This is a genomic window from Aeromonas sp. Y289-2 (assembly GCF_027705925.1).
GTDB lineage: Bacteria > Pseudomonadota > Gammaproteobacteria > Enterobacterales > Aeromonadaceae > Aeromonas > Aeromonas veronii.
Genome location: NZ_JAPDCH010000008.1, coordinates 117,051 through 141,743, shown reverse-complemented (window position 1 = coordinate 141,743; position 24,693 = coordinate 117,051). Strand labels below are relative to the sequence as shown.

The following is a 24,693-nucleotide window of genomic DNA, read 5'->3' as shown; positions in this document are numbered from 1 at the left end:
CCCCTTTTGGTGCGTCATTTTCACTTAGGTGATAGGCAGGGCATTGCAGGAACACATCGATACGCTGGTTGCGCGTTATGACGACATTACCCGTCTCAAGACGCAACGGGCGTTAGGCCTCATGAGTCGCTATGGGCAGCAGGTATTCCAACTGCTGCCTGTCATGCTGCACTTCAATCATCCCCTGCTGCCCGGTTATGTCTCCGGTGATGTCCCTCATGGCATCTGGAGCTTCAGCGCCACCGCCGAGCAGCAAGCCTTTATCGATGACCTCTGCCGCAACGCCAACTGTCAGAGCGGTCTGGCAACCCATGATCGAGCCATTCAGGGGCTCTACTCCATGGGCAGCACATCCTCCATCGGCCAGTGCTGTCACTCCGATCTCGATATCTGGGTCTGCCACGTGGCCGGTTTGTCGCAGGAGCGGCTCGATCTGCTGGAGCTGAAGTGCCAGCAACTCTCCAAGTGGGCCGAACAGCGTGGGGTCGATCTCAACTTCTTCCTGATCCCGGAAGACAAGTTCCGCCAGACCAACGATGCCCAGATGCAGGGGGAGAGCTGCGGCAGTGCCCAGCACCTGCTGTTGCTCGACGAGTTCTACCGCAGTGCCATGCGTATCGCTGGCAAACGCTTGATCTGGTATCTGGTGCCCACCGAGTGTGATGATCACTACGATGCGTATGTGAACGAGCTGTTCGAGGGCGGCAAGCTCAAGCAGGACGACTGGCTCGATCTCGGCAGTTTTGACCGTATTCCGGCCGAAGAGTATTTCGGCTCCGCCCTGTGGCAGCTCTACAAGGGGATCGACTCCCCCTACAAGGCGGTGCTCAAGTCGGTGCTGATGGAGGCCTACTCCCACGAGTATCCCAACACCCGCCTGCTGTCGATGATTGGTCGCGACTGGTTCCAGCACAATGAGGGGATGCACTACCGGCTCGACAACTACTGTCTGATGCTGGACAAGGTGACCAACTACCTCAAGTCCATCGGCGACATGGCGCGGCTCGATCTGGTGCGCCGCTGCTTCTACCTCAAGGTGTGCGACGGTCTCAGCCATCCCAAGGATGATCACTCCCCCGAGTGGCGCCGCGAGCAGATGAGCCAACTGGTCTCCTACTGGGGCTGGAGTCAGGACAAGCTCTATCAGCTCGATCATCGCCACGAGTGGAAGATCGAAGAGGTGAAGATCGCTCATGCCGAGCTGCTGGAAGCCCTGATGCAGAGCTACCGCAACCTGATTCAGTTCGCTCGCCGCAACAACATCAGCGAGTCGATCAACCCGGAAGATATCGGCATTCTGTCGCGCAAGCTCTACGCCGCGTTCGAGAGCCTGCCGGGCAAGGTGCAGCGTATCAACCTCAAGATCGCGCCGGATCTGAGCGAGCCGGATCTCAGCTTCGTGCAGGTGCCGCATGGTCGCCTCAACCGCGCCGGCTGGTATCTCTACAAACATTCGCTGGAGCCGGTGGACATCATTGGCCGCGCGCCGCTGGAGTTCAACGGCTACATCAGCAAGCTGGTCTCCTGGGCCTACTTCAACGATCTGTTGACCCCCCAGTCGCGGGTGCACCTGTTCAATCAGGGTTCGGATCTGCACATCGACAATCTGCACCAGTTCTGCCGTGATCTCTCCGGCTGCTTCCCCGAGAAGTACCCGCTGGCCACCAACCTGGCCCTCAGTCGGCCGTGCGAGATCCGCCAGCTCTCCATCTTCCTCAATCTGGAGATGGACCCGACCAGCCACTGGGTCGGTCAGGTGATCGAATTTGACGCCAATACAGTGGATGTCTTCTCGTTTGGTCGCAATCAGGAGTGTCTGGTGGGATCTGTAGATCTGGTCTACCGCAACTCCTGGAGCGAGATCCGTACCCTGCACTTCCAGGGGGATGAAGCCGTGGTCGATGCCCTCACCACCATCCTCGGCAAGATGCATCAGGATGCTGCCGCCCCCGAGATGATCGAGGTGTTCTGCTACAGCCAGCACTTCCGTTCTCTGGTGCGCTCCCGCTTCCAGACCCTAGTGGCGGAGTGTATCGACCTGCGCCTTGCCCGCGACAAGCAGCAACTGGTCAAGACCATGGCCCTTGGCCGCGAGAAGTACGGCATCTTCTTCGAGCGGCGCGGGGTGTCGGTGAAGAAGCTGGAAAACGCCATCGATTTTTACCGTCACATCTCCCACAACAAGCTGGATCACCTGCCGCTGCGGCTCGACAAGACCCACAGCCAGCATCTGCCGAGCATCGTCGATGCCTACGCCAGCGAAGGGTTGGTGCAGTTTTTCTTCGATACCCGGGATGCGGGCACCAACATCTATATCCTCGATGAGGCGAACCGGGTGGAGATCTACCAGCACTTTGCCGGCAACAAGGATGAGCTGGTGGCGGGGGTCAACCGCTTCTACACCTCCAATCACGAGCGGTTCAGCGATGATGGGCAGTTCATCAACTTCAACCTGCCGCAGTACTACGAGATAGTACAAGTGAATGGCGAGCTGGATGTGATCCCCTATCGCAGTCAGGGCACTCTGCGCGAACAGGTGCCGCCCGCTCGGGAAGTGGGCTGACCCGTCAGTTGGAATCGCCATAAAAAACGGCCTGCAGATGCAGGCCGTTTGCTTTGCCGGAAGGGCTCACGCGCCGAGGCGGGCCAGCAGCCAGCTGCGAATGTCGCCCAGCTGCGGGCGGCAGATCTCGTGACGCATCGGGTACTCATGCCACTCGGGGGTGAGTCCGGCAGCTTCAAGCCGGTTCTTGGCATCCCAACCGAGCGACAGGCTCACCACATCGTCATAGATGCCGTGCATGTAGCAGATGGGCAGGGAGCGAGCGGCCTCGCTCATCTCGCCGAGCAATTTGTCGGGGGCGGCCAGATAGGTGGACATGCAGAGCAGGCCAGCCAGCGTTGCCTGATAGCGCAGCGCGGTGAAGGAGGCAATCACCCCGCCCTGAGAGAAACCTGCCAGCACGATATGCTCGGGGGCAAACCCGTCGGCCACCAGCTGATCGAGCAATGCGGCAATCTGGTCGGCTGATTCACGGACATGGGACTCCACGGCCCGCTCGGCGGGATCCTCGAAGCTCTTTATGTCGTACCAGCCGCGCATCTTGTAGCCCATGTTGATGGTGATGGGGCGCTCGGGGGCATCCGGCAGCAGGTGACGCACCGGTAGCTCGGCGGGCAGGTCCAGCGCGTCCACCAGCGGGGCGAGACCGGCGCCGGAATCACCCAGCCCGTGTAGCCAGATCACCGCATGACGGGCGCCCTGCGGGTGCAGGTCGATCATGGGAACACCACCTCTTCGCCCGCCTGGGCGGTGCAGGATTGGCTCAGCAGCGCCTTGAGCTCGTGGCCGAAGCGGTTGTCGATCCAGGTGTCACCCTGCAGTTCGAAGTGGAAGCCGTTCTCGCGGGTGGCGACCCAAATCTGATGCAGTGGCTCCTGCTTGTTGATGATGACCTTGGTCTTGTTCTCGAAAGAGAGGGTCAATACGCCGCCGCTGCGTTCGCAGTCGATATCCGGATACCCCTCGTCGAGCGTGTCTTCCACATATTGGAAAAAGGCGTCTGTCAGGGCGTGATACTCGTGATCCTTCATCGGTTTATCCTGTTGCTTTTAACAATGTGAGTGCGATTATAGAGGGCCAAAAATTTTTTCGCAGCGAACCATTATGATCACTCAGTTCACCAAGTGTCTGCTTGCCACTCTTCTGTCCCTCGGGTTGGCCGCGTGTGGTCTGAAGGGGCCGCTCTATATGCCGCCCCCCGAGCAGCCACAGAGCCAGAGTACACCGCAAGCAGCACCGCCTGCGACCACTGAGGCTGCCACCGAGGCCGCGCCGCACTAATGCCGCACCCATTCTAGGAAGGAACCGCCCCCTTGGATCACTTTAACTACGACGCCGCCGGCCAGCTTCAGGCCGAGCAAACCTCGCTGCAACAGCTTGCCGAGCAGTACGGTACCCCGCTTTACGTCTACTCCCGTGCGACCCTCGAGCGCCACTGGCACGCCTTCGACAAGGCCGCTGGCGATATTCCCCATCTGATCTGCTATGCGGTGAAGGCCAACTCCAACCTGGCGCTGCTCAACCTGCTGGCCCGACTGGGCTCGGGGTTTGACATCGTCTCCGGTGGCGAGCTGTCGCGGGTACTGGCGGCGGGCGGTGATCCGGGCAAAGTGGTCTTCTCTGGGGTCGCCAAGAGTGAAGCCGAGATGCGCCTCGCGCTGGATAAAGAGATCCTCTGTTTCAATCTGGAGTCGGAAGCAGAGCTGGAGCGCCTCAATCGGGTGGCGGGCAGCATGGGCAAGAAGGCTCGCGTCTCGGTTCGGGTCAATCCGGATATCGATGCCGGTACTCACCCCTATATCTCCACTGGCCTCAAGCAGAACAAGTTCGGCATTCCCATCGAGCTGGCGCCCGCCATCTATCGCAAGGCGGCCGCGATGGCGAACATCGAGATCGTCGGGGTGGATTGCCATATCGGCTCGCAACTCACTGAATTGAATCCCTTTATGGAAGCGGCTGACAAGTTGCTGCGGCTGATCGATGGTCTGGCGGCGGAAGGCATTCATATCCATCATCTGGACGTGGGGGGCGGCCTTGGGGTCAACTATGGTTCCGAGCAGCCACCCCATCCGACCGAGTATGCCGAAGCGCTGAAGCAGAAGCTGGCGGGCCGGGATCTGACCCTGCTGTTCGAGCCGGGCCGTGCCATCGTCGCCAATGCCGGCGTGCTGCTGACCCGGGTCGAGTACCTGAAACCGGGCGAAACCCGCAACTTCGCGCTGATCGATGCCGGTATGAACGACATGTTGCGCCCCTCGCTCTACGGCGCCTGGATGAACATCATCGAGGTGGATAGCCGTGCCGGTCATGCTCCCGCGCTCTATGACGTGGTGGGCCCGGTGTGCGAGACCGGCGACTTCCTCGGCAAGGAGCGCACTCTGGCCATTGCCGAGGGTTCCCTGCTGGCAGTGCGCTCGGCCGGTGCCTACGGCTTTACCATGTCATCCAACTACAACACCCGTCCGCGCGCAGCTGAAGTGCTGGTGGATGGTGCCGAAGCACACCTGATCCGCGAGCGTGAGCAGTTGGCCGATCTCTGGCGCGGTGAGCACCTGCTGCCCTGATGGCGCAGTCTGGGACAATGATTTCATAACGGTTGACGGTGAGTTTTTACAGCCCTAACAGCACAGGAATGCACGATGTTGATAGATTTTTCCAAGATGCATGGCTTGGGCAACGACTTCATGGTGGTGGATGGCGTCACCCAGAAGGTATTTTTCAGCAATGACGTCATCAAGAAGCTGGCAGATCGCCACTTCGGGATCGGCTTTGACCAGCTGCTGCTGGTGGAGCCGCCCTATGACCCTGAACTCGACTTTCACTATCGCATTTTCAATGCTGATGGCAGCGAAGTGGAGCAGTGTGGCAACGGCGCCCGCTGTTTTGCCCGTTTCGTGCGCCTCAAGGGGTTGATCAACCGAGATCGCATTGCGGTGAGTACCGCTCGGGGTCGCATCGTGTTGCAGCTGGAGGGGGAGAATCAGGTCACGGTCAACATGGGTGTTCCCCAGTTTGAGCCGGGCAAGATCCCGTTCCGGGCCCAGAAGGCAGAGAAAACCTATCTGCTGCGGGCGCAGGAGCATACCGTGATGTGTGGCGTGGTCTCCATGGGCAATCCCCACTGCGTCATCGAGGTGCCTTCGGTCGCCGATGCGCCGGTCGAAACGCTGGGTGCCATCATGGAGCGCCACGAGCGTTTTCCCGAGCGGGTCAACGTCGGCTTCATGGAGATGGTCAACGCCACCGAGATCAAGCTGCGTGTATTCGAGCGGGGCTGTGGCGAGACCCTGGCCTGCGGCACCGGTGCCTGTGCGGCGGCGGTGATTGGCATCAGTCAGGGCAAGCTCAAGGAGCGGGTCACCGTCAGTCTGCCGGGCGGCAAGCTGACCATCGCCTGGAAGGGGCCGGGCCAGCCGGTCTATATGACAGGCCCCGCCGAGCATGTGTTTGACGGCCAGATAGAGGTTTAGCCGATAAAGGTTCAGGTACGGGGGGCGTTGGCCCCCTTTGCCCATGATGTCGGGGCAGCGAGCCCCATTTCTCTGATGGATCAACCAATTTATGAGCGAACTCAAACGGCAGGAGCAATCGGTGGATGAAGCCACTGTGCTGGAGTACCTGGCCCGTTATCCCGAGTTTTTCCAACGCCATGCTGCCGTGCTGGACCGGATCCGCATTCCCCATGAACGCAAAGGGTCGGTCTCGCTGGTCGAGCGCCAGCTGGATCGTCAGCGCGAGCGGATCGAACAGCTGGAGCAGGAGATCACCGAATTGATGGGGATCGCCAGCGAGAACGAGCGGATCTTCAGGGTCTATGCCGATCTCTACGGCGAGCTGTACGGTTGCCAGACCCTGTTCGAGGTGAGTGCCGTGATGGGCAAGGCCTTTGTCCAGCGGCTGCGCCTGACCGGGTTGCGACTCTGGCTCAATCCCAAGAAGTTTGCCCTGAGCGGGCCCGAGCAGCGCTTTCTGGCACAAGGCAAGCAGCTCGAATCCCTGCTGGGTCAGCGTCTGCCGGGGCAGGATTACTACTTTGGCCGCCTGAGCCAGAGCGAGAAGCAGGCACTGTTTGGCCACGATGTGCTGGTCAACTCGGTGGCCCTGATGCGGCTCGGCGATCTCGGTGTGCTGGCCTTCGCCAGCTCGGATCCCGGCCACTTTACTCCCCACAACGACACCCTGCTGCTGGGCCAACTGGGGCGCCTGCTGCAACTGCGTCTGCCCGAGCTGACTCATGGCTAGAACACCGGCCAGGGCGCCTGCCAAAGCTCCCGTCGTCGCACCGCCACTGCCCGCGGCACTGGCGGAAGAGCTGGCGGCCTTTATCGAATACCTGAGGGTCGAGCGTCAGCTCAGCCCTCATACCCGCAATAACTATCAAGCCCATCTGGAGGCGATGACCGCCGAGCTGGTGGCCCTCGGGCTTTCTGACTGGGGTCGGCTCGAGGCGAGTCAGGTGCGCACTCTGGTGACCCGGATGCACAAGGGGGGCCTTGCTCCTCGTTCCCTTTCCACCAAGGTCTCGGCCCTGCGCAGCTTTTGCGACTGGCAGGTGCGGCAGGGGCGGCTGACCGCCAATCCGGCCCGTGGCATCGTCACCCCCAAACAGGGGCGGCCGCTGCCGAAAAACCTCGATGTGGACGAGATGCACCAGCTGCTCAACATCACCGACGAGCAGGATCCGCTGGCGGTGCGGGATCGCGCCATTATGGAGCTGATGTACTCTTCAGGGCTGCGTCTGGCTGAGCTGGTGGGGATCAATCTGGTGGATCTGAAGCTCGACGACCGTCAGCTCAAGGTGACTGGCAAGGGCGCGCGGGAGCGGGTGCTGCCCATCGGCCGGATGGCGGTCGAGTGGCTGCAGAAGTGGCTCAAGGTGCGCCCGCTGCTGGCCGGGGACGAGAGCGAGGCGCTGTTTGTCTCCAGCCGCAAGCAGCGGCTGTCGGCCCGCTCGGTGCAGGCCCGCCTCGATGGCTGGGGCAATAAGCAGGCGCTCAACGCCCACGTCCATCCCCACAAGCTGCGCCACAGCTTCGCCACCCATATGCTGGAGTCCTCCGGCGATCTGCGGGCGGTGCAGGAGCTGCTGGGACATGCCAACCTCTCTACCACCCAGATCTATACCCACCTCGACTTCCAGCATCTGGCCAAGGTTTACGACAGCGCCCACCCCAGGGCCAAGCGTGACCCGGATGCGCAGGACGATGAATAACGGGCCCTGAGCCCCGTTGCAGAGGAGAGTCCATGCACTTCTATCGCCGCTGGCAGCCGGTTGCTGCCATCTCGTTTGACCTCGATGACACCCTCTATGACAACGGCCCCGCCATCGTGCGCGCCGAGCAGTGGATGCTGAGCCATCTGCGCAGCGAATATCTGGCCACCGCCATGCTCGACAAGCCGCGCTGGCTGGAGTTAAAACGCACCGTGTTGCTGGCCAGGCCCGAGCTGCGCCACGATGTCAGTCTGGCGCGCCAGCAGACCATCCGCGCCGCTATGGTGGCGGGGGGCATGGCTGACCAGCAGGCCAGTCGCGAGGCGGAGCAGGTGTTTGCTGCGTTTCTGGCAGAGCGCTCGAAGATCGAGGTGAGCGAGTCCACTCATCAGCTGCTGGCCAGACTGGCCGAACGCTATCCGCTGGTGGTGATCACCAACGGTAATCTGGATCTGGTTCAGGCCGGGCTGGATCGCTACTTCACGCTGGTCTGCAAGGCGGGGGCGGGCGCCAGAATGAAACCGGCGCCGGATATGTTTGAGCAGACCCGCAGCGCCCTCAAGCTGCCAGCGGAGCGGATCCTCCATGTGGGGGATCATCCCGAGACCGATGTGCTGGGGGCCCGTTTGCACGGCTTTCGCGCCGCCTGGCTCAACGAACGGCAGCAACCGTGGCAACAGCTGCAACTGTTGCCGGACGTGGAGCTGACGGCTCTGGAGGATCTGGCCGAGCTGCTGCTCTGATGGCGCTGGCGGGTGGCCCGGCTAAGGCGGTAATGGCTGTCATCGAATAGCGATATATGGCAAGGGGTTACGCCCGCTATTTGCGACAAACCAGCCCGAGCAGGGTGTAGCGGTCGCGCTGGTTGACGCGGCAGTAACTGATGCCGACGGGCAGCGCCTGCTGCAGGGTGATGGCGCTGTTCTGATAGCGGCAGACCAGATAGAGGGGGCGCAGGCTGCTATCGAGCTGGCTCCAGTAGTGGATCTCGTCGCTGTCGCCATTATCCGGTTTGAGTTGGGCCAGTTCGGCAGGATCTCCGTCGAACAGGGCCAGATTATCGAGCCGGTGGCTGAGGGTTTCGTCCGGTTTGCCATCGTCATTGCGAGTGAACGCCTGCCAGCCCTGCTGCGGGGTCAGCAGCTGCTGGCGACTCTCGATGGTGGCGGGACAATCAAATTGCAGGCTGGCGGCAAGGGCCAGGGTGGTCAGTAACATGGCTGCGGTTCTCTCTTCACGTCCTCAATACGATGCCATGCTACGTCATCTTCCGCCGAACAGCTTCATCAGTTTATCAAGCAGATCAAGCTGTTGTGGTGGTTGCTTCATGGCTTCCGCCTCCCGCTCCAGCAGCGCCCGCTGCTCCTGCTGGCGGTCGCTCAGCACCCGGTAGAGGGGCTCGACCAGCGACTCGCGCTGCATCACCAGCTCCTGAAACATTGCCTGATTGATGCGATAGGTTTCGACGGTGGCCACCGCCCGCACCGTGAAGGAGCTGGGCTCGCCGGTGAGCAGGCTCAGTTCGCCAAAGAAGTCTCCCGCGTTGAGCGTACCAAGCTTCAGCTCTCGCCCTTCGACATTGACCACCATCTCGGCTTCCCCTTTGACCAGCACGAACAGCCAGCTGGAGACATCCCCCTGCTCCAGCATGATGTCGCCGCTGACGAAGGGGGCGAACTTCACCTGATCGGCCAGCTGGAGCAGCTCGTTCTCCTGCAACATGGCAAACAGCGGCAGCTTGCGCAGGGTATCGGTTCGTTCGGCGGTGTGGCGCTTGTGGCGGGCATCCAGATGCTGCTTCTCCTTGGCCATAAAGACGTTGAAGATCGGCGGGGTGAGGCGGCGATCGTTGCGGCGCAGGGCGGCATCGATAAGGCTGCGCACCATGGAGTCGGTCGGATCGTCGCGAGCCAGATCGGTCAGCCAGTAGCGCACTGCATAGCGGGCGATGCCCCCTTCGACGTTCATCAGCAGGCAGTCCGGTTGCGGATGCTTGGCGACGCAGGGGAGCTTGGTCTCCCGCAGGGATTTCTCGATCAGCGCGATGATCTGGGTCGGCAAGGTATCCAGAGTCAGATCGAACCAGACCCAGCGCCGCCACTGCAGCGGTTCGCCGCGACGGCGCCCGAGCACGGTGAAGCGCTGTTTAAGCAGGTGGCTGTTGGGGATGACGACAGTCTCCCAGTTGCGGGTCTCGATGGTGGTGGCACGCCAGTTGATCTCCACCACCCGGCCCTGGGTGGTATCCACTTGCAGCCAGTCACCGATGGCGATGGAGTTGTCGAGCTGAATGGAGACCCCGGCCAGCAGGTTGCCCAGGGTGTCCTGCATGGCGAAGGCGATGACCGCGGTGATCACCGCCGAGGTGGTGACTATCTCCCCGAGCGCCATGCCGGAGGCGTAGAGGCGAAACAGACCCCAGCCGATATAGCCGATGGTGATGACGATATCGGCGATGATCCGCGGGATCCGCACATGGCAGAGGGGGAGCAGAAACTCGAACAGCAGGATCCCCCATATCTTGACCAGTATCAGGCCAGCCAGCAGAGTGGAGATCTCGATCAGCAATTGATGGGGCAGCGGCAGTTTGAACCAGCCCCCTTCCAGCTGGATCAGCAGGATCACCACCGCGCTTATCATCACGAAACTGAGCTCGGAGAGCAGCTCCCGTCGCTGTCCCGGACGGCGCCAGAAGTGGATCAGCATCAGGGAAAGGGTGAGCAGGGTCCAGAACGGGTGTTCGCCAATCCAGATCAGCGTCGGTAGCGCGGTGAGGTTTTCGCCAGCCATAGCAGCACCTTATTGTGGTTTTATTTCCAGCATAGCTGCTGCGGCGCGGGGAAATGGTGCGTTGGGGCGGCAATTTATTTATCCTGTGCAGAACCGGGCAAAGGAGTGCGATTGAGTGAAATTTTCAAAGAAAATCATCTGTTTGATGGCCCTGTTGCCATTGGCTGGCTGCGATCTGCTGGCCGAGAAGTATCGGGTCGAATTCCGCGATGGCTCCTGGCGTGAAATAGCCATTACCCCCTTCTCCAGCGAGGCGCGCTGGCGCGAGGGGTGTGCCACCGGCGAGGTGCTGAGCGACATGAAGGTGCCCATCAAGCGGGGTGACACGGTTAATGGCCGCGAGCAGTTGCTGATTGGCGGCGAGAAGTTCGAGCTGGATGACAACAACCTCTACCGCAGCAACGGCATGGTGTTTGGCCATTCGCCTGACCATATCCAGCGCGGGCTCAAGGGGATGGATATCTGCCGTACCCTGCGCCCCGAGCGGGGTGGACTGCCCAAGCTCAAGGCGCGCGGGTTTGGCGACTGAATCGATGAGGGATTAACTCGCTGCCATCAATGCACAGCGCTGGCGGCAGGCATCGCCAAAGGCTTGAAATATCTTGATGGAGTGGGGGTTTTCATTGGCCTTCCACTCCGGATGCCACTGCACTGCCAGCAAAAAGGGCGACAGTGCGGGAGCATGAAGTGCCTCTATCAGCCCATCTTCGGCGTGGGCCAACGGCTCCAGACCCTTCCCCAACCGGTTGATGCCCTGCCCATGCAGGGAGTTGACCGGAATCTGTTCTTCCCCCATCAGTTCGGCAAACCAGCTGCCGGGCAGCAGTTTGATCTGATGGCTCGGCCCATACTGCTCGTCGACCGGATCGTCGGCATCCTCCCGGTGATCGTCATATCCCGGCTCGTTATAGACCTTCTGATGGATGTCTCCCCCCAGCGCCACGTTGATCTCCTGCATGCCGCGGCAGATACCGAGGATCGGCAAGCCACGGGCGAGCGCCCCCTTGATGAGGGGCAGGTCGAACAGGTCGCGATCCCTGTCCTGCTGTTTCTCCGGCGTGAGGTTCTCTTGGCCGTAGAGGGCCGGATCGATGTTGGAGCCGGCGCCGCTCAAATAGACCCCATCGGCGAGATCCAGATACTGCTCCAGATCGGCGGTGCCGCAGCAGGTGGGTACCAGCAGCGGGACGCAGCCGCTTATCTCCACCAGCGGCATGATGTATTTGTGGGTCATCACCTGATAGGCGTGGCCGTTGCGGGGCTGGGCGCCCATGGTCATCAGCACGACAGGTTTACGGGGAGCGGGAGGCTGGGGATTTGGCATAGGGCACCTTGATTATCCTTGGCGTTGAAGTCTCATCCTGCGCCTTGGGCAGGCCCTTGCAAACCGGCAGGGCAAGGGCATGCCTCAAGGCATGGTCATGGGATCCCGCGTCGGGCCGGGTGACAGAATCGTTGGTCAGCCTGGGCAGCGACGGCATGGATCCTCTCTTCAGTCTGCCAAGGCCGTTCAATATGTCAAACAAAATGATACCAAATTGTTAACGCATCTGTTTTGGTCTGCTCTGAAGCGGCGATTTAACGGGGCTGTTGAGATGGGCCGTTATGGTTGGGGTAGCAAAATGGTGGATATATTAAACGCGCAGGGATGGCGGGGAGAGGGGAGAAGGCATCAATAGAAGCACGCCTCCGCAAGGGGAGGCGTGTTTCGGGGATTACAGCAGGTCTTCGATCTCGCCGCGCAGATACTGGTACATCTCGCGGTAGGCGACCGGCGGCTTGTTCAGCTCCCGCTCCTTGTTGGCGGAGCGGATCAGCTGGCGCAGCTTTTGGCGATCCAGCTCGTGGAACTGGGACATCAGCTCGTTGAGGGCGCTGTCACCTTCGGTGATCAGGCGCTCGCGCCACTGCTCCAGCCGATGCAGACGTGCATTCACGGTGGAGTGACGGTTCTTGATGATGGAGAGCGCTTCGGCAATCGGCTCGATATCGCGGCTGCGCATCAGGCGGCCGATGAACTGCAGATGGCGACGGAAGGACTCATCCTTCTTCGGCTTGAGTTTGCGACCCAGCTCGACAGCTTCTGCAAGCTCTTCATCCAACGGGATTTTTTCCAGCTCGCTGTGGCTGAGGGAGACGATCTCTTCCCCCATTTTCTGCAATGCTTCGGCATCGCGCTTGAGCTGGCTCTTGCTGGGGCCCCAGTCTTCGAACTCGTTGTCGTCTTGATATTGACTCATCGGTCTCTTGATTCCTGTCATTCACGTTTGGCGGATATGTTACCAGCTTCTCCCGCTGGGCGCAGGGGTCTGATATGCTTACCCCCCTTTCCTTCTTTCATACAGATGTGAGTTATGGATCAGCAAGACCAAATCCGCCAGGATCAAGCCCATCTCGAGGCCGTGGTTGCCGAAGCCCTGGAGATAGCCAAAGGACTGGGCGCCTCGCTGGCCGAAGTCTCCATCAGCAAGCAGACCGGGTTGTCGGTGAACACCCGGGGTTGTGAACTGGAAAGCATTGAATTCAATAAGGATGGCGCCCTCGGCATCGCTGTCTATCGCGATGGTTGCAAGGGATCTTCCTCGACCACCGATCTGAGCAAACCCGCCATTCGTGCCGCCGTTGAAGCGGCTATCGAGATAGCCCGCCACACCTCGGCGGATGATTGCGCCGGTCTGGCGGACGCCGAGCTGCTGGCATGGGATGCCCCCGATCTGCAACTGTGTCACCAAATCGAACTGGATCCCCAGCGCGGCATCGAACTGGCCATCGAGTGCGAACGACTCGCTCTGGGTCGCGATGCCCGTATCAAACACTCCGACGGCGCCGGTTTCTCCAGCCATCTCGGCATCAAGGTCTATGGCAACAGCCACGGCTTCGTCAAAGGCTACGCGGCGTCGCGCAACTCACTGAGCTGCGTGCTGATCGGCGAGCAGGATGGCGATATGCAGCGTGATTACGGCTACTCCTCCAGCCGTACCCTCGACGGGCTCTGGAGCCCGCAGCGCATTGCCGACGAAGCCGTTGAGCGTACCGTCTCCCGCCTCGGCGCCCGCAAGATCTCTACCCGTCACGCGCCTGTGCTGTTCCACCCTGACACAGCCTCCGGTCTGTGGGGCCATCTGGTGATGGCCATCAGCGGTGGCAACCTCTATCGCAAGTCGAGCTTCCTGCTCGACAAATTGGGCAAGCAGATCCTGCCCGAGTGGCTCACCATTCAGGAGTTCCCCCATCTGCTGGGCGGGCTTGCCAGTACCCCGTTCGATGGCGAAGGGGTGCGTACCCGCGACATGGATATCATCCGTAACGGCGAGCTGATGAGCTGGCTGCTTACCTCCTACTCCGCTCGCAAGCTGGGGTTGACCACTACGGGTCACGCCGGTGGCATCCACAACTGGCAGGTCTCCAATACTGGCCAGGATTTTCAGGGCATGCTGAAGGAGATGGGCACCGGCCTGCTGGTGACAGAGCTGATGGGGCAGGGGGTCAATATCGTCAATGGCGACTACTCCCGCGGCGCTGCCGGTTTCTGGGTCGAGAATGGCGAAATAGCCTATCCGGTCGAAGAGATCACCATCGCCGGCAATCTGGCCGAGATGTTCAGCCATATCGTGGCGGTGGGTCGTGACGAGGATGAGCGCTCCAGTCTCAAGACCGGCTCGGTGCTGGTAGAAAATATGAAGCTGGCGGGTCACTGATCCCGGTTTCAACTGAACCGAAACCATGAAAAAGGCCCCCTCGCCAACGCGAGGGGGCCTTTTTATCGGCCTGCGATCAGGGGGCTATCAGCCCTTGATGCGCTCGATGCGGCCACCCAGACCCTGCAGCTTCTGCTCGATATCTTCGTAGCCACGGTCGATGTGATAGATACGGTCGACGATAGTGGAGCCTTCGGCCACGAAGCCGGCCAGCACCAGACTGGCGGAGGCGCGCAGATCGGTCGCCATCACCTGGGCACCCTTGAGCTGCTCGGTGTCACGGCAGATGGCTACGTTGCCCTGCAGTTCGATGTCTGCGCCCATCCGTACCAGTTCGGGAACGTGCATGAAGCGGTTCTCGAAGATGGTCTCGGTGACCATGCCGGTGCCTTTGGCGACAGCATTCAGCACGGTGAACTGTGCCTGCATGTCGGTCGGGAAGGCCGGGTAGGGGGCAGTCTTGATGGTGACCGGCTTGAGGGTGCGGCCAGTCATGTCGAGGGTGATCCAGTCTTCACCCTTCTCAATCAGGGCGCCAGCTTCTTCCAGCTTGACCAGTACCGCTTCCAGCAGAGTCGGGTCGGTCTTGCGGCAGGTGATCTTGCCGCCGGTGACCGCTGCGCCCACCAGGAAGGTTCCGGTTTCGATGCGGTCAGGCTGCACACTGTAGTTGCCGCCGTGCAGACGCTCGACACCGTCGATGGTCAGGGTGTCGGTGCCCGCGCCCTGAATCTTGGCACCAAGGGTATTGAGGAAGTTGGCCAGATCGACCACTTCCGGCTCGCGTGCGGCGTTTTCGATCACGGTGCGGCCATCAGCCAGGGTGGCGGCCATCATCAGGTTTTCGGTACCGGTCACGGAGACCATATCCATCAGGATGTGAGCGCCTTTCAGGCGGCCATCAACACGGGCCTTGATGTAACCATCTTCGATGGTGATCTTGGCACCCATCAGCTCCAGGCCGTGGACGTGCAGGTTGACCGGACGGGCACCGATGGCGCAGCCGCCGGGCAGGGAGACATCAGCAGCACCGAAACGGGCGGCCAGCGGGCCCAGCGCCAGAATGGAGGCGCGCATGGTTTTCACCAGCTCGTAGGGGGCGACGTGGTTGTTCACCGCACCGGTCAGCACTGTGACGTTGCCGTTGACCTTGGTGGTCGCGCCCAGCATCTCCAGCAGCTTGATGGTGGTGCCTACATCTTTCAGGCGCGGCACGTTGGAGAGGTGTACCTCTTCATCACAGAGCAGGGTCGCGAACAGGATCGGCAGCGCGGCGTTTTTGGCGCCGGAGATGGTCACTTCGCCGTTGAGAGTACAACGACCATCGATTTTGAATTTGTCCATTTTTACTTCGTTACCAAATCAGGAGGGCAATAGGAATTTACGTTCGCGTTTCCACTCGGCGTCGGTGAACGCTTTGATGGAGAGGGCGTGAATGGCGTTGCTGGCGATCTTGTCCATCAGCGGGGCATAGATGGCCTGCTGCTTCTTGACCCGGCTCATGCCGTCAAACATGTCACCGACGGCGATCACTTGGTAGTGACTACCGTCCCCTTTGACATGGACTTCGGACAATGGCAGAGCCTCAAGGAGTATCGCTTCAATTTCAGAGACTTGCATTATGCGTCCTCAGTTGTGAGCGGGGTTGACTGAAACAGCCCGGCCACCCCGTAGAGGTTGGCCAGGGTATAGAAATCACTGGAGGCGCCCACCAGTTGCGGTGTGGCGCCTCGCGCTAATACGGCTTTGGCCCATTTGACCAGCAGGGCCAGTCCGGCAGAGTCGAGGGTGGTGACGCCGCCGAGCTCAAGCTGGTCGTCCTGCCACCATTCGGCGCGGCGTTGCCACAGGTCATTGACCTGTGGCGCCTGCAGCTCACCGCTGAGGGTCATGGTTTGAGTACCAGCGGCTTGGCGTTGTGCTCGCGCAACTGGGCGATCACCGCATCGATGCCGTTCTGGCGGATCAAACCGCCCAGCTCGCTCTGTTTGGCGGAGAGCAGGCTGATCCCCTCTGCCACCATGTCGAAGGCTTTCCACTCGCCGGTCTTGTTGTTCTTGCGCAGCTTGAACTCGAGGAAGATGTCCGGCTTGCCGGCCTCTTTCACGCTGACGTTGACGGCGGTGATATTGCCGCTGGGGGCTTTGCCCGGCTCGACCTTGACGGTCTGCTTGTCAAAATGGGCCAGCGCATCGGCGTAGGAGCTCACCATGTACTCGGTGAACACCTCGACGAAGGCATTGCGCTGCGCTTCGGTGGTCTCTTTAATCTGGTTGCCAAGCACCTTGTAGGCAGCGAAGCGGTTGTCCACATAGGGCAGCAGCTCTTCGCGGATGATCACCCGCAGGTGATCCGGATTGCTCTTCACCTGGGCCTGATCGGCTTTCAGGCGGGCAAAGGTCTGCTTGGCAGCCTGATCCACCAGCGCGTTGGGGTCGGTGGCATCGACTGCGGCCTGGGCAGACAGGGAAAAGAGCATGCTGGTCATCAGGCCCAGCAGCAGGGCGATTTTCTTGAACATGGTTACTCCTTCTTGCTGTCTGATTTGCTGTCGGAGGATTGGCTGTAGAGGAATTTGCCAATCAGATCTTCCAGTACGATGGCGGATTTGGTGTCTTCAATCAGGTCGCCATCCTTGAGCATCTCGGTGCCCATCTCCTCATCGCTGAAGCCGGGGGCCAGACCGATGTACTGCTCGCCGAGCAGACCGGAGGTGAGGATGGAGAGGGAACTGGTATCGGCGAACTCGCCAGCGCTCTTTTGCATCATCAGGGTCACTTCGGGCACCTGGGTTTTCGGGTCCAGTACGATGTCGCTGACCCGGCCTACCACCACGCCGCCGACCTTGACCGGCGAACGGACTTTCAGGCCGCCGATATTATCGAAATGCGCGCGCAGGGTATAGGTTTCTCCTTCCGGTTTGAAGCTCAAACCGGCCACTTGCAGGGCCAGTGCCAGAATGGCACCGATGCCAGCCAGCATAAAGGTGCCGACCAGGAATTCTACTTTGCTGAACTTCATCTTTACCTTATCCAAACATGACTGCAGTGAGTATAAAATCCAGGCCGAGCACGGCGAGGGATGAGTGGACCACGGTACGGGTCGTGGCCTGACTGATCCCGGCCGAGGTCGGCTTGGCATCATAGCCGTTAAAGAGCGCAATCCAGGTGACCACCAGGGCGAAAATCAGGCTCTTGATGGCGCCCTGCATGATGTCTTCATGCCAGTCGACGGAGGCCTGCATGGCAGACCAGAAGCCCCCTTCGTCCACGCCGAGCCAGTCCACACCGACCAGCTTGCCGCCGAAGATACCGATCAGGCTGAACATAAAGGCCAGCAGCGGCATGCTGATGACGCCAGCCCAGAAGCGGGGGGCGACCACCCGGCGCAGCGGGTCGACTGCCATCATTTCGAGGCTTGAAAGCTGCTCGGTGGCCTTCATCAGGCCAATTTCAGCGGTCAGGGCCGAACCGGCACGGCCGGCAAACAGCAGTGCCGTGACCACAGGACCCAGCTCCCGCAGCAGGGAGAGGGAGACCAGCGGCCCCAGACTCTGCTCGGCGCCGAAATCCTTCAATACGTTGTAACCCTGCAGCGAGAGCACCATGCCGATGAACAGGCCGGAGACCAGAATGATGGCCACCGACTGCACACCCACCACATAGAGCTGCTGGACAAGCAGCGGGAAGTGCTTGTGCGGCTCGGGTTTGCCCGCCAGCGCATGGAACAACATGATGGTGGCGCGACCGACGGAGCTGATAAACCGCACTCCGACCCGCCCCAGCTTGCTTATTTGACTTATCAACATCAGAGATCCTGTAGCAGATCGCCTGCCGGAAAATGAAACGGAACAGGACCATCGGGCAATCCTTTGAGGAACTGCTCGACTTCGGGATTGTGCTCCTCGCGCAGCTGGTCCGGCGTGCCGTGCGCCACCACCTTGCGATTGGCAATGATGTAGGCGTAATCGGCGATGCTCAGCACCTCTTTCACATCGTGGGTGACGATGACTGAGGTGATACCGAGGGCATCATTCAGCTCCTTGATCAGCTTGACCAGCACCGCCATGGTGATGGGATCCTGCCCGACAAACGGCTCGTCATACATGATGAGGTCGGGGTCAAGGGCGATGGCCCGTGCCAGCGCCGCCCGGCGCGCCATGCCGCCGGAGAGCTCGGAGGGCATCAGTTTCGCCGCGCCGCGCAAGCCCACCGCCTGCAGCTTCATCATGACGATGGTGTGGATCAGCTCCTCCGGCAGGCCGGAGTGTTCCCGTAGCGGGAAGGCCACGTTGTCGTAGACCGTCATGCCGGTAAACAGGGCGCCGCTCTGGAACAGCATGCTCATCCGCTTGCGCACTTCATAGAGGCGCGAACGGGAGAGGGTGGGGATATCTTCCCCGTCAAACAGAATGTGACCGGACTCCGGCTTGAGCTGGCCACCGATCAGCCGCAGCAGGGTGGTTTTACCTATGCCGCTCGGGCCCATGACGGCGGTCACCTTGCCACGAGGAATGGTCAGGTTGATCCCGTCATACAACAGCCGATCTCCGTGACTGAAAGTCAGATCGGAGATGGTGATCAGGTCATTGTTCAAACAATTGTCCATCCGGTGTAAATGAGGTGCGAATTTTATGGGGTAGTCTAGGTCTAAGCAACAGCAAGGAACAACTATTGAACAGGCTGCAAGCCCATTTGCACGACAGTTTTCTGTAACAAAGTGCGTCATCGAGAGCGGGACTTGCCATCCGATTCGCTTATCCGGGCAGACTTTTTTATAATCCCGCAGCTAATTTCGGCCCGGAGCTGTGTCTTTATGTCTGTAAAGCCTGAGAAAGTGTCTGAACTGTTCGATTTTCGTCGCAGTGCCCGCGCGGTGCTGGACACAGAAAAGCAAGCCATTGATGGACTCTATCAGTATCTGAACGACGCCTTCGACAAGGCGTGCGAAATGGTGCTGCGCTGCGGTGGCAAGATAGTGGTCACCGGCATGGGCAAATCGGGCCATATCGGCAGCAAGATCGCCGCCACCCTCGCCAGCACCGGCACCCCGGCCTTCTTCCTTCACCCGGGAGAAGCGAGTCACGGCGATCTGGGGATGATCTCCAGTGGCGACCTTATCATCGCTATCTCCAACTCCGGCGAGAGCGACGAAATCCTGGCCCTGCTGCCGGTGCTCAAGCGCCGCGGCATTCCGCTCATCTGTATGACCGGTAATCCCGCCTCCACCATGGCCAAAGAGGCCAACGTACATCTGTGCATCAAGGTGGAGAAAGAGGCCTGCCCGCTGGGTCTGGCACCCACTTCCAGCACCACGGCAACCTTAGTCATGGGCGATGCCCTGGCGGTCGCCCTGCTGGAAGCACGCGGTTTTACCGCCGATGACTTCGCCCTCTCTCACCCGGGCGGGTCGCTCGGCAAGCGTCTGTTGCTGCGGGTTGGCGACCTGATGCACAGTGGCGATCTGTTGCCCCAGGTGGGGATAGATGCCACCATCAGCCAGGCGCTGCTGGAAGTGAGCCGCAAGGGGCTCGGTATGACGGCGGTGGTCGATGGCAATGGCCTGCTGGCCGGGCTCTTTACCGATGGCGACCTGCGCCGCATTCTTGACCAGCAGATCGATATCCATCACACCCCCATCAGCCGTGTGATGACGGCCAACTGTGTTACCGTAGGTCCAGAGATGATGGCTGCGGAAGCCGTCAAGCTGATGGAAACGAGAAAAATCAACGGATTACTGGTCGTGGATGAAGAGAAACGCCCGCTCGGCGCCTTCAACATGCACGACCTGCTGAAAGCCGGAGTAATTTGATGCAAAACGTACCGACCCTCTATGGTCCGGTGACGCGCAGCCAGTTCGACAAGGCGGCGCAAATCCGCCTGCTGGTGTGCGATGTGGACGGGGTGCTCTCCAACGGCCTCATCTACATGGGAAACAACGGCGAAGAACTGAAAACCTTCTGCACCCGCGATGGTGCGGGCATGCGAGCGTTGCTCAATGCCGGGATCGAGATCGCCATCATCACCGGGCGCAACTCCCGTATCGTCAGCGATCGGATGAAAAGCCTGGGGGTGGCTCATGTGGTGCAGGGGGCTGATAAAAAGCTGCCTCACTTCGAAGCGCTGCTGGCCAAGCTGGGGCTGACTGCTGAACAGGCCGCCTATATGGGCGATGACACCATCGATCTGCCGGTGATGCAGGTCTGTGGGCTCGGCATTGCCGTGGCCGATGCCCATCCGCTGGTGCTGAGTCGTGCCGATATGGTGACCCGGCTTGGCGGTGGCATGGGCGCGGTGCGCGAGGTGTGTGACCTCATTTTGCAGGCGCAGGGCCACGACGATTATCAGCCCGAGGCCTCGGTATGAGCAGACAGACCCTGTTGTTTGCCCTGCTGTTTCTGGTCGCGCTGGTTGCCTGGCAGTTGGGCAAGGTTGAGCTGGTGCCTGAGAGCGCCGTCAAAATCGAAAACTATCAGCCGGATTTTGTCGCCAAAGATCTGGTGACCACCCGTTTTGATATCAATGGCAAGCGCACCGAGCGGCTGGAGTCGACCTACGCCGAGTATTATCAAATCCTCGAGCAGGCCACCTTCGACAAGCCGGTGGTCTACATGTATGACGATCAGGGTGCCGCCGAGTGGAAGGTGACCGCCGAAACCGGCGTGCTCAACACCGGTGACAACGTCATCCTGCGGGACAAGGTGCATCTGGATGGTCTGCTGCCCACATCTTTCATTTCCACACTGGATACCCCCTATCTGGAGCTGGATCTGGTGACGCAGGATGTGCGCAGCAACCGGGAAGTGAACATTCTGGGTCGGGATTTCCAGACCCAAGGGGTTGGCCTCAAGGGCCATCTGGACCGCAAATATTTTGAGTTACTGGATCAAGGCCATGCCATCTATTTCAATGAAAAACGCTAATCTGGCCCTCGCAGCCCTGTTGTTGTGTGGTGCGGTGACCGCCAAAGAGTCCGACTTTGCCGAGAAGGTCTACGTCGATGCCGTCAAACAGGTGGCCGAGATGCAGGACAACCGCATCACCTTCGAAGAGGATGTGACCATCAATCAGGGCACCATCCGGATCAAGGCTGACAAGGTGGTAGTGACCCGCTCCGGCGAGAAAGGGGCGGAGGTGATGACTGCCTACGGCAAACCCGCCACCTTCTTCCAGATCCTGGATAACGGCAAGCCGGTCAATGCCCACGGCAACACTATCCGCTACGAGCTGAAGAACCGGCTGGTGACCATCACCGGCAACGGTCAGCTCAAGCAGGAAGATAGCCAGGTCAATGGCGATCTGATCCGCTACGACATCGTCAAACAGAAGATGATTGCCGAGAGCAAGAGCCCGAGCCAGCGGGTCAAAACCGTGTTCCTGCCTGATCAGGTAGAGAATTTCGACAAGCCCGCCGACCAGAAGAAGCAGGGAAAATAAGCTATGGCAGTGTTAAAAGCAGTGGGCCTGCAGAAGAGCTACAAGCGCCGCATGGTGGTGAGTGACGTCAGTCTTGAAGTGGGCACCGGCCAGATTGTCGGCCTGCTCGGCCCCAACGGGGCGGGCAAGACCACCTCCTTCTACATGATCGTGGGGCTGGTGCAGCGCGATGCCGGTCTCATCACCATCGACGATCAGGACATCAGCTTGCAGCCCATGCATGTGCGGGCGCGTAACGGCATCGGTTACCTGCCGCAGGAGGCCTCCATCTTCCGTCGCCTGTCGGTGTTCGACAACCTGATGGGGGTGATGCAGACCCGCAAGGGGTTGAGCCGTGAGGAGCGCGAGGACAAGGTTCAGCAACTGCTGGAAGAGTTCAATATCACCCACATTCGCGACAACCTGGGTCAGAGCCTCTCCGGTGGTGAGCGTCGCCGGGTCGAGATCGCCCGTGCGCTGGCGGCCGAGCCGCGTTTTATTCTGCTGGATGAACCCTTTGCAGGGGTTGACCCGATTTCTGTGATAGACATCAAGAAGATCATTCAGCATCTGAAAGATAGGGGCCTTGGCGTCTTGATTACCGACCACAACGTCAGAGAGACTCTGGACGTATGTGAGAAGGCCTATATCGTCAGCCACGGCAAGATGATTGCCGAAGGTGCACCGGCTGACATCCTTGCCGATGAGCAGGTCAAGCGCGTCTATTTGGGCGATCAATTCAGTCTATAGTAAGGGGGCATGCCTTCATTTCCTTTGACGAGTGCCTCGCTGAACATAAGGATATCCCGACGTAGATGAAGCCGACATTACAGTTGCGTCTCGGTCAGTCCCTGACCATGACGCCGCAATTACAACAAGCGATTCGTCTGCTCCAGCTCTCCACTCTGGAACTTCAGCAGGAAATTCAGCAAGCGCTCGAAAACAACCCTCTGCTGGAGCAGGAAGAGAGCGATGCGCAAGAGACCAGTCCGGAAGCGCCGGTCGATGCCAGCCAGCTGGATTCCAGCGATGCCATGGCCCAGGAGCAGATGCCGGACGAGTTGCCGGTGGATACCACCTGGGACGAGGTTTACTCTGCCGGCACCGCCCAGAGCGCGGGCCCCATCCATGATGGGGAAGATACCGTCTATCAGGGTGAAACCACCGAAAACCTGCAGGATTATCTGCTGTGGCAGATGCGGCTCACACCGTTCAGCGATGTGGATGCCGCCATCGCGCTCGCCATCATCGATGCCATCGACGAATCCGGTTATCTGACCGTTGCGCTGGAGGATATCCAGGCTGCCGTCACCAGCGATGACGTAGAGGTGGAACTTGATGAGGTCGAGGCGGTACTCAAGCGGGTGCAGCACTTCGATCCGGTCGGCATTGCTGCTCGTTCTGTGCAGGAGTGTTTGCTTATCCAGCTGGATCAGTATGACCCGCAGACCCCCTGGCTCAACGAGGCCAAGGAGGTGATCCTCGAGCACATGGAGCTGCTCGGCAACCGGGATTACCGCACCCTCGCCCGCAAGACAAAACTCAAAGAGAGCGACCTCAAGGAGGTGCTGGATCTGATCCAGCTGCTGGAGCCGCGCCCCGGCAATGGCATCATCCAGAGCGACTCCCAGTACGTGATCCCCGACGTCTCCGTGGTCAAGAAGGGCAGCAAGTGGGTGGTCGAGCTCAATCCCGACTCCGCCCCCCGCATCCGGGTCAACGAGACTTATGCCGCCATGGCCCGCAACGCCCGCAGCAGCACCGACACCCAGTTTATTCGCTCCCATTTGCAGGAAGCCAAGTGGTTCATCAAGAGCCTGGAAAGTCGCAATGACACCCTGCTGAAAGTGGCCAGTTGCATTGTCGAGCAGCAACAGGGCTTTTTCGAGTATGGTGAAGAGGCGATGAAGCCGATGGTGCTCAATGACATCGCCGAAGCGGTGGAGATGCATGAGTCGACCATCTCCCGGGTGACGACCCAGAAGTACATGCATACCCCCCGTGGTATCTTCGAATTGAAGTTTTTTTTCTCCAGCCATGTGAACACCGAAGGAGGAGGAGAGTGCTCATCGACCGCAATTCGCGCGCTCATCAAGAAGCTGGTCACGGCAGAGAATCCTGCCAAGCCGTTAAGTGATAGCAAGATCGCGGATTTGCTGGCCGAACAGGGTATTATGGTGGCGAGACGCACGATCGCTAAGTATCGCGAATCCTTGTTTATCCCACCTTCCAATCAGCGCAAACGCCTGGTTTAGGCAAACAAAAGGATGATGTTATGCAAATTAACCTGACCGGACACCATGTCGAGATCACCGAAGCTCTGCGTGATTATGTGAATAACAAATTTGCCAAACTCGAGCGTCATTTCGACCACATCAACAATGTTCATGTGGTGCTTAGCGTGGAAAAACTGAACCAGATAGCGGAAGCCAAATTGCACGTCAGCGGTGGCGAAGTGTTTGCCAACTCTGAACATGCCGATATGTATGCTGCGATAGACACCTTGCTCGACAAGCTGGACAGGCAGATCATCAAGCACAAAGATAAGTTAAATAAAAAATAACCATGCAACTTGAACACATACTGAGTCGGGACTGCACCAAGAGTGCAGTCCCTTGTACCAGCAAGAAACGCGCCCTCGAAATCATCAGCGAGCTGGCCGCCGAACGCCTTGGCACCTCCCGTCAGGCGCTGTTTGAATGCTTGCTGGCCCGTGAAAAAATGGGTAGTACCGGGATCGGTGCCGGTATTGCGATCCCCCACGGTCGCATTGACGATGAGTTCCCGCCAACCGCGATCCTGATGACCTTTGCCGACCCTATTCCTTTCGACTCCATCGACAATCAACCGGTTGACCTGCTGTTTGCCTTGCTGGTGCCGGAAAGCGAGTGCAAGCAGCATCTCAAGACCCTTTCTCTGATGGCTTCCAAGCTGGGTGACAAGGCGGTTTGCCGCCAGTTGCGTCAGGCAACCAGCGACGAAGAGCTCTATCAGATCATGACCTCGGCCTGACAG

General features: G+C 59.8%; 30 protein-coding genes. 17 read left to right on the top strand and 13 right to left on the bottom strand.

Annotation, left to right across the window (positions count from 1 at the left end):
• Positions 1-43: 43 nt before the first annotated feature.
• Positions 44-2,563 (top strand): class I adenylate cyclase, encoded by a 2,520-nt coding sequence (locus tag OKC43_RS13635; protein ID WP_236271749.1) that lies wholly within the window; start codon positions 44-46, stop codon positions 2,561-2,563.
• Positions 2,564-2,629: 66 nt separating this feature from the next.
• On the opposite strand, the gene OKC43_RS13630 is transcribed toward OKC43_RS13635, so the two are convergent.
• Together OKC43_RS13630 and cyaY are read right to left on the bottom strand one after the other, a co-directional pair.
• Positions 2,630-3,283 (bottom strand): alpha/beta hydrolase, encoded by a 654-nt coding sequence (locus tag OKC43_RS13630; RefSeq protein WP_236271750.1) that lies wholly within the window; start codon positions 3,281-3,283, stop codon positions 2,630-2,632.
• On the bottom strand, positions 3,280-3,594 hold the full coding sequence (gene cyaY, locus OKC43_RS13625) for an iron donor protein CyaY (protein WP_019444859.1): 315 nt from the start codon (positions 3,592-3,594) through the stop codon (positions 3,280-3,282). Before cyaY ends, OKC43_RS13630 begins: the two co-directional genes overlap by 4 nt.
• A 73-nt stretch (positions 3,595-3,667) precedes the next feature.
• On the opposite strand from cyaY, the gene lptM reads away from it, so the two are divergent.
• From lptM to OKC43_RS13595, 6 genes are all read left to right on the top strand, one after another.
• The gene (lptM, locus tag OKC43_RS13620; RefSeq protein WP_019444858.1) at positions 3,668-3,844 is read left to right on the top strand and encodes an LPS translocon maturation chaperone LptM; all 177 of its coding nucleotides are present in this window, start codon (positions 3,668-3,670) and stop codon (positions 3,842-3,844) included.
• Positions 3,845-3,876: 32 nt separating this feature from the next.
• Positions 3,877-5,127 (top strand): diaminopimelate decarboxylase, encoded by a 1,251-nt coding sequence (lysA, locus tag OKC43_RS13615; RefSeq protein WP_144715402.1) that lies wholly within the window; start codon positions 3,877-3,879, stop codon positions 5,125-5,127.
• Between the two features lie 75 nt (positions 5,128-5,202).
• Complete coding sequence (gene dapF / locus OKC43_RS13610; RefSeq protein ID WP_005336371.1) at positions 5,203-6,033, top strand: diaminopimelate epimerase; 831 nt, start codon at positions 5,203-5,205, stop codon at positions 6,031-6,033.
• 91 nt (positions 6,034-6,124) lie between these two features.
• Complete coding sequence (locus tag OKC43_RS13605; protein ID WP_162515120.1) at positions 6,125-6,805, top strand: DUF484 family protein; 681 nt, start codon at positions 6,125-6,127, stop codon at positions 6,803-6,805.
• Complete coding sequence (xerC, locus tag OKC43_RS13600) at positions 6,798-7,775, top strand: tyrosine recombinase XerC (RefSeq protein ID WP_270659515.1); 978 nt, start codon at positions 6,798-6,800, stop codon at positions 7,773-7,775. Before OKC43_RS13605 ends, xerC begins: the two co-directional genes overlap by 8 nt.
• A 32-nt stretch (positions 7,776-7,807) precedes the next feature.
• Positions 7,808-8,518, top strand: a complete 711-nt coding sequence (locus OKC43_RS13595) for an HAD-IA family hydrolase (RefSeq protein WP_236271752.1) — start codon at positions 7,808-7,810, stop codon at positions 8,516-8,518.
• 76 nt (positions 8,519-8,594) lie between these two features.
• Here OKC43_RS13595 and OKC43_RS13590 read toward each other — a convergent pair whose 3' ends face one another.
• Positions 8,595-8,993 carry an STY0301 family protein gene (locus tag OKC43_RS13590; protein WP_019444854.1) on the bottom strand — a complete coding sequence of 133 codons (399 nt, stop codon included), beginning with the start codon at positions 8,991-8,993 and terminating at the stop codon, positions 8,595-8,597.
• A 45-nt stretch (positions 8,994-9,038) separates the two neighbouring features.
• Complete coding sequence (locus OKC43_RS13585) at positions 9,039-10,565, bottom strand: cyclic nucleotide-binding domain-containing protein (protein ID WP_021231830.1); 1,527 nt, start codon at positions 10,563-10,565, stop codon at positions 9,039-9,041.
• A gap of 145 nt (positions 10,566-10,710) precedes the next feature.
• Between OKC43_RS13585 and OKC43_RS13580 the strand changes: the two genes are divergently transcribed.
• The gene (locus tag OKC43_RS13580; RefSeq protein WP_040069030.1) at positions 10,711-11,094 is read left to right on the top strand and encodes a hypothetical protein; all 384 of its coding nucleotides are present in this window, start codon (positions 10,711-10,713) and stop codon (positions 11,092-11,094) included.
• 12 nt (positions 11,095-11,106) lie between these two features.
• Here OKC43_RS13580 and OKC43_RS13575 read toward each other — a convergent pair whose 3' ends face one another.
• Both OKC43_RS13575 and yjgA read right to left on the bottom strand, forming a co-directional pair.
• The gene (locus tag OKC43_RS13575; protein ID WP_076495568.1) at positions 11,107-11,889 is read right to left on the bottom strand and encodes a gamma-glutamyl-gamma-aminobutyrate hydrolase family protein; all 783 of its coding nucleotides are present in this window, start codon (positions 11,887-11,889) and stop codon (positions 11,107-11,109) included.
• Positions 11,890-12,280: 391 nt separating this feature from the next.
• Entirely contained in the window at positions 12,281-12,805 is a 525-nt protein-coding gene (gene yjgA / locus OKC43_RS13570) for a ribosome biogenesis factor YjgA (protein ID WP_005336359.1), read from the bottom strand.
• 114 nt (positions 12,806-12,919) lie between these two features.
• On the opposite strand from yjgA, the gene pmbA reads away from it, so the two are divergent.
• A complete protein-coding gene (gene pmbA, locus OKC43_RS13565; protein ID WP_040068810.1) occupies positions 12,920-14,263 on the top strand; it encodes a metalloprotease PmbA in 1,344 nt (447 codons plus the stop codon).
• A gap of 87 nt (positions 14,264-14,350) precedes the next feature.
• Here pmbA and murA read toward each other — a convergent pair whose 3' ends face one another.
• The 7 genes from murA to mlaF are packed head-to-tail and all read right to left on the bottom strand — an operon-like array spanning position 14,351 to position 18,871.
• Positions 14,351-15,607: a UDP-N-acetylglucosamine 1-carboxyvinyltransferase gene (gene murA / locus OKC43_RS13560; RefSeq protein ID WP_005336355.1), complete on the bottom strand. Its 1,257-nt coding sequence runs from the start codon at positions 15,605-15,607 to the stop codon at positions 14,351-14,353.
• 18 nt (positions 15,608-15,625) lie between these two features.
• Positions 15,626-15,883, bottom strand: coding sequence for a BolA family iron metabolism protein IbaG (ibaG, locus tag OKC43_RS13555; protein ID WP_005306001.1), 258 nt, complete (start codon positions 15,881-15,883; stop codon positions 15,626-15,628).
• Positions 15,883-16,155, bottom strand: a complete 273-nt coding sequence (locus OKC43_RS13550) for an STAS domain-containing protein (RefSeq protein ID WP_005336352.1) — start codon at positions 16,153-16,155, stop codon at positions 15,883-15,885. The genes ibaG and OKC43_RS13550 overlap by 1 nt, the downstream gene beginning before the upstream one ends.
• Positions 16,152-16,784 carry an MlaC/ttg2D family ABC transporter substrate-binding protein gene (locus tag OKC43_RS13545; RefSeq protein ID WP_005336350.1) on the bottom strand — a complete coding sequence of 211 codons (633 nt, stop codon included), beginning with the start codon at positions 16,782-16,784 and terminating at the stop codon, positions 16,152-16,154. Before OKC43_RS13545 ends, OKC43_RS13550 begins: the two co-directional genes overlap by 4 nt.
• Positions 16,785-16,786: 2 nt before the next feature.
• On the bottom strand, positions 16,787-17,284 hold the full coding sequence (mlaD, locus tag OKC43_RS13540; protein WP_005336348.1) for an outer membrane lipid asymmetry maintenance protein MlaD: 498 nt from the start codon (positions 17,282-17,284) through the stop codon (positions 16,787-16,789).
• Between the two features lie 7 nt (positions 17,285-17,291).
• Positions 17,292-18,071 carry a lipid asymmetry maintenance ABC transporter permease subunit MlaE gene (gene mlaE / locus OKC43_RS13535; RefSeq protein WP_069554191.1) on the bottom strand — a complete coding sequence of 260 codons (780 nt, stop codon included), beginning with the start codon at positions 18,069-18,071 and terminating at the stop codon, positions 17,292-17,294.
• Positions 18,071-18,871: a phospholipid ABC transporter ATP-binding protein MlaF gene (gene mlaF / locus OKC43_RS13530; protein ID WP_005336343.1), complete on the bottom strand. Its 801-nt coding sequence runs from the start codon at positions 18,869-18,871 to the stop codon at positions 18,071-18,073. Before mlaF ends, mlaE begins: the two co-directional genes overlap by 1 nt.
• A gap of 207 nt (positions 18,872-19,078) precedes the next feature.
• On the opposite strand from mlaF, the gene OKC43_RS13525 reads away from it, so the two are divergent.
• From OKC43_RS13525 to ptsN, 8 genes are all read left to right on the top strand, one after another.
• Positions 19,079-20,074 carry a KpsF/GutQ family sugar-phosphate isomerase gene (locus tag OKC43_RS13525; RefSeq protein ID WP_042053489.1) on the top strand — a complete coding sequence of 332 codons (996 nt, stop codon included), beginning with the start codon at positions 19,079-19,081 and terminating at the stop codon, positions 20,072-20,074.
• A complete protein-coding gene (kdsC, locus tag OKC43_RS13520; RefSeq protein ID WP_005336340.1) occupies positions 20,074-20,628 on the top strand; it encodes a 3-deoxy-manno-octulosonate-8-phosphatase KdsC in 555 nt (184 codons plus the stop codon). Before OKC43_RS13525 ends, kdsC begins: the two co-directional genes overlap by 1 nt.
• On the top strand, positions 20,625-21,185 hold the full coding sequence (gene lptC / locus OKC43_RS13515) for an LPS export ABC transporter periplasmic protein LptC (protein WP_005336338.1): 561 nt from the start codon (positions 20,625-20,627) through the stop codon (positions 21,183-21,185). Before kdsC ends, lptC begins: the two co-directional genes overlap by 4 nt.
• Complete coding sequence (lptA, locus tag OKC43_RS13510) at positions 21,172-21,699, top strand: lipopolysaccharide transport periplasmic protein LptA (protein ID WP_040068817.1); 528 nt, start codon at positions 21,172-21,174, stop codon at positions 21,697-21,699. The genes lptC and lptA overlap by 14 nt, the downstream gene beginning before the upstream one ends.
• Before the next feature lie 3 nt (positions 21,700-21,702).
• Entirely contained in the window at positions 21,703-22,428 is a 726-nt protein-coding gene (lptB, locus tag OKC43_RS13505; RefSeq protein WP_005336333.1) for an LPS export ABC transporter ATP-binding protein, read from the top strand.
• Between the two features lie 65 nt (positions 22,429-22,493).
• Positions 22,494-23,933 carry an RNA polymerase factor sigma-54 gene (locus tag OKC43_RS13500; RefSeq protein WP_236271753.1) on the top strand — a complete coding sequence of 480 codons (1,440 nt, stop codon included), beginning with the start codon at positions 22,494-22,496 and terminating at the stop codon, positions 23,931-23,933.
• 20 nt (positions 23,934-23,953) lie between these two features.
• Positions 23,954-24,241 carry a ribosome hibernation promoting factor gene (gene hpf / locus OKC43_RS13495; protein WP_005336323.1) on the top strand — a complete coding sequence of 96 codons (288 nt, stop codon included), beginning with the start codon at positions 23,954-23,956 and terminating at the stop codon, positions 24,239-24,241.
• 2 nt (positions 24,242-24,243) lie between these two features.
• On the top strand, positions 24,244-24,690 hold the full coding sequence (gene ptsN, locus OKC43_RS13490; RefSeq protein ID WP_005336322.1) for a PTS IIA-like nitrogen regulatory protein PtsN: 447 nt from the start codon (positions 24,244-24,246) through the stop codon (positions 24,688-24,690).
• Positions 24,691-24,693 lie beyond the last annotated feature (3 nt).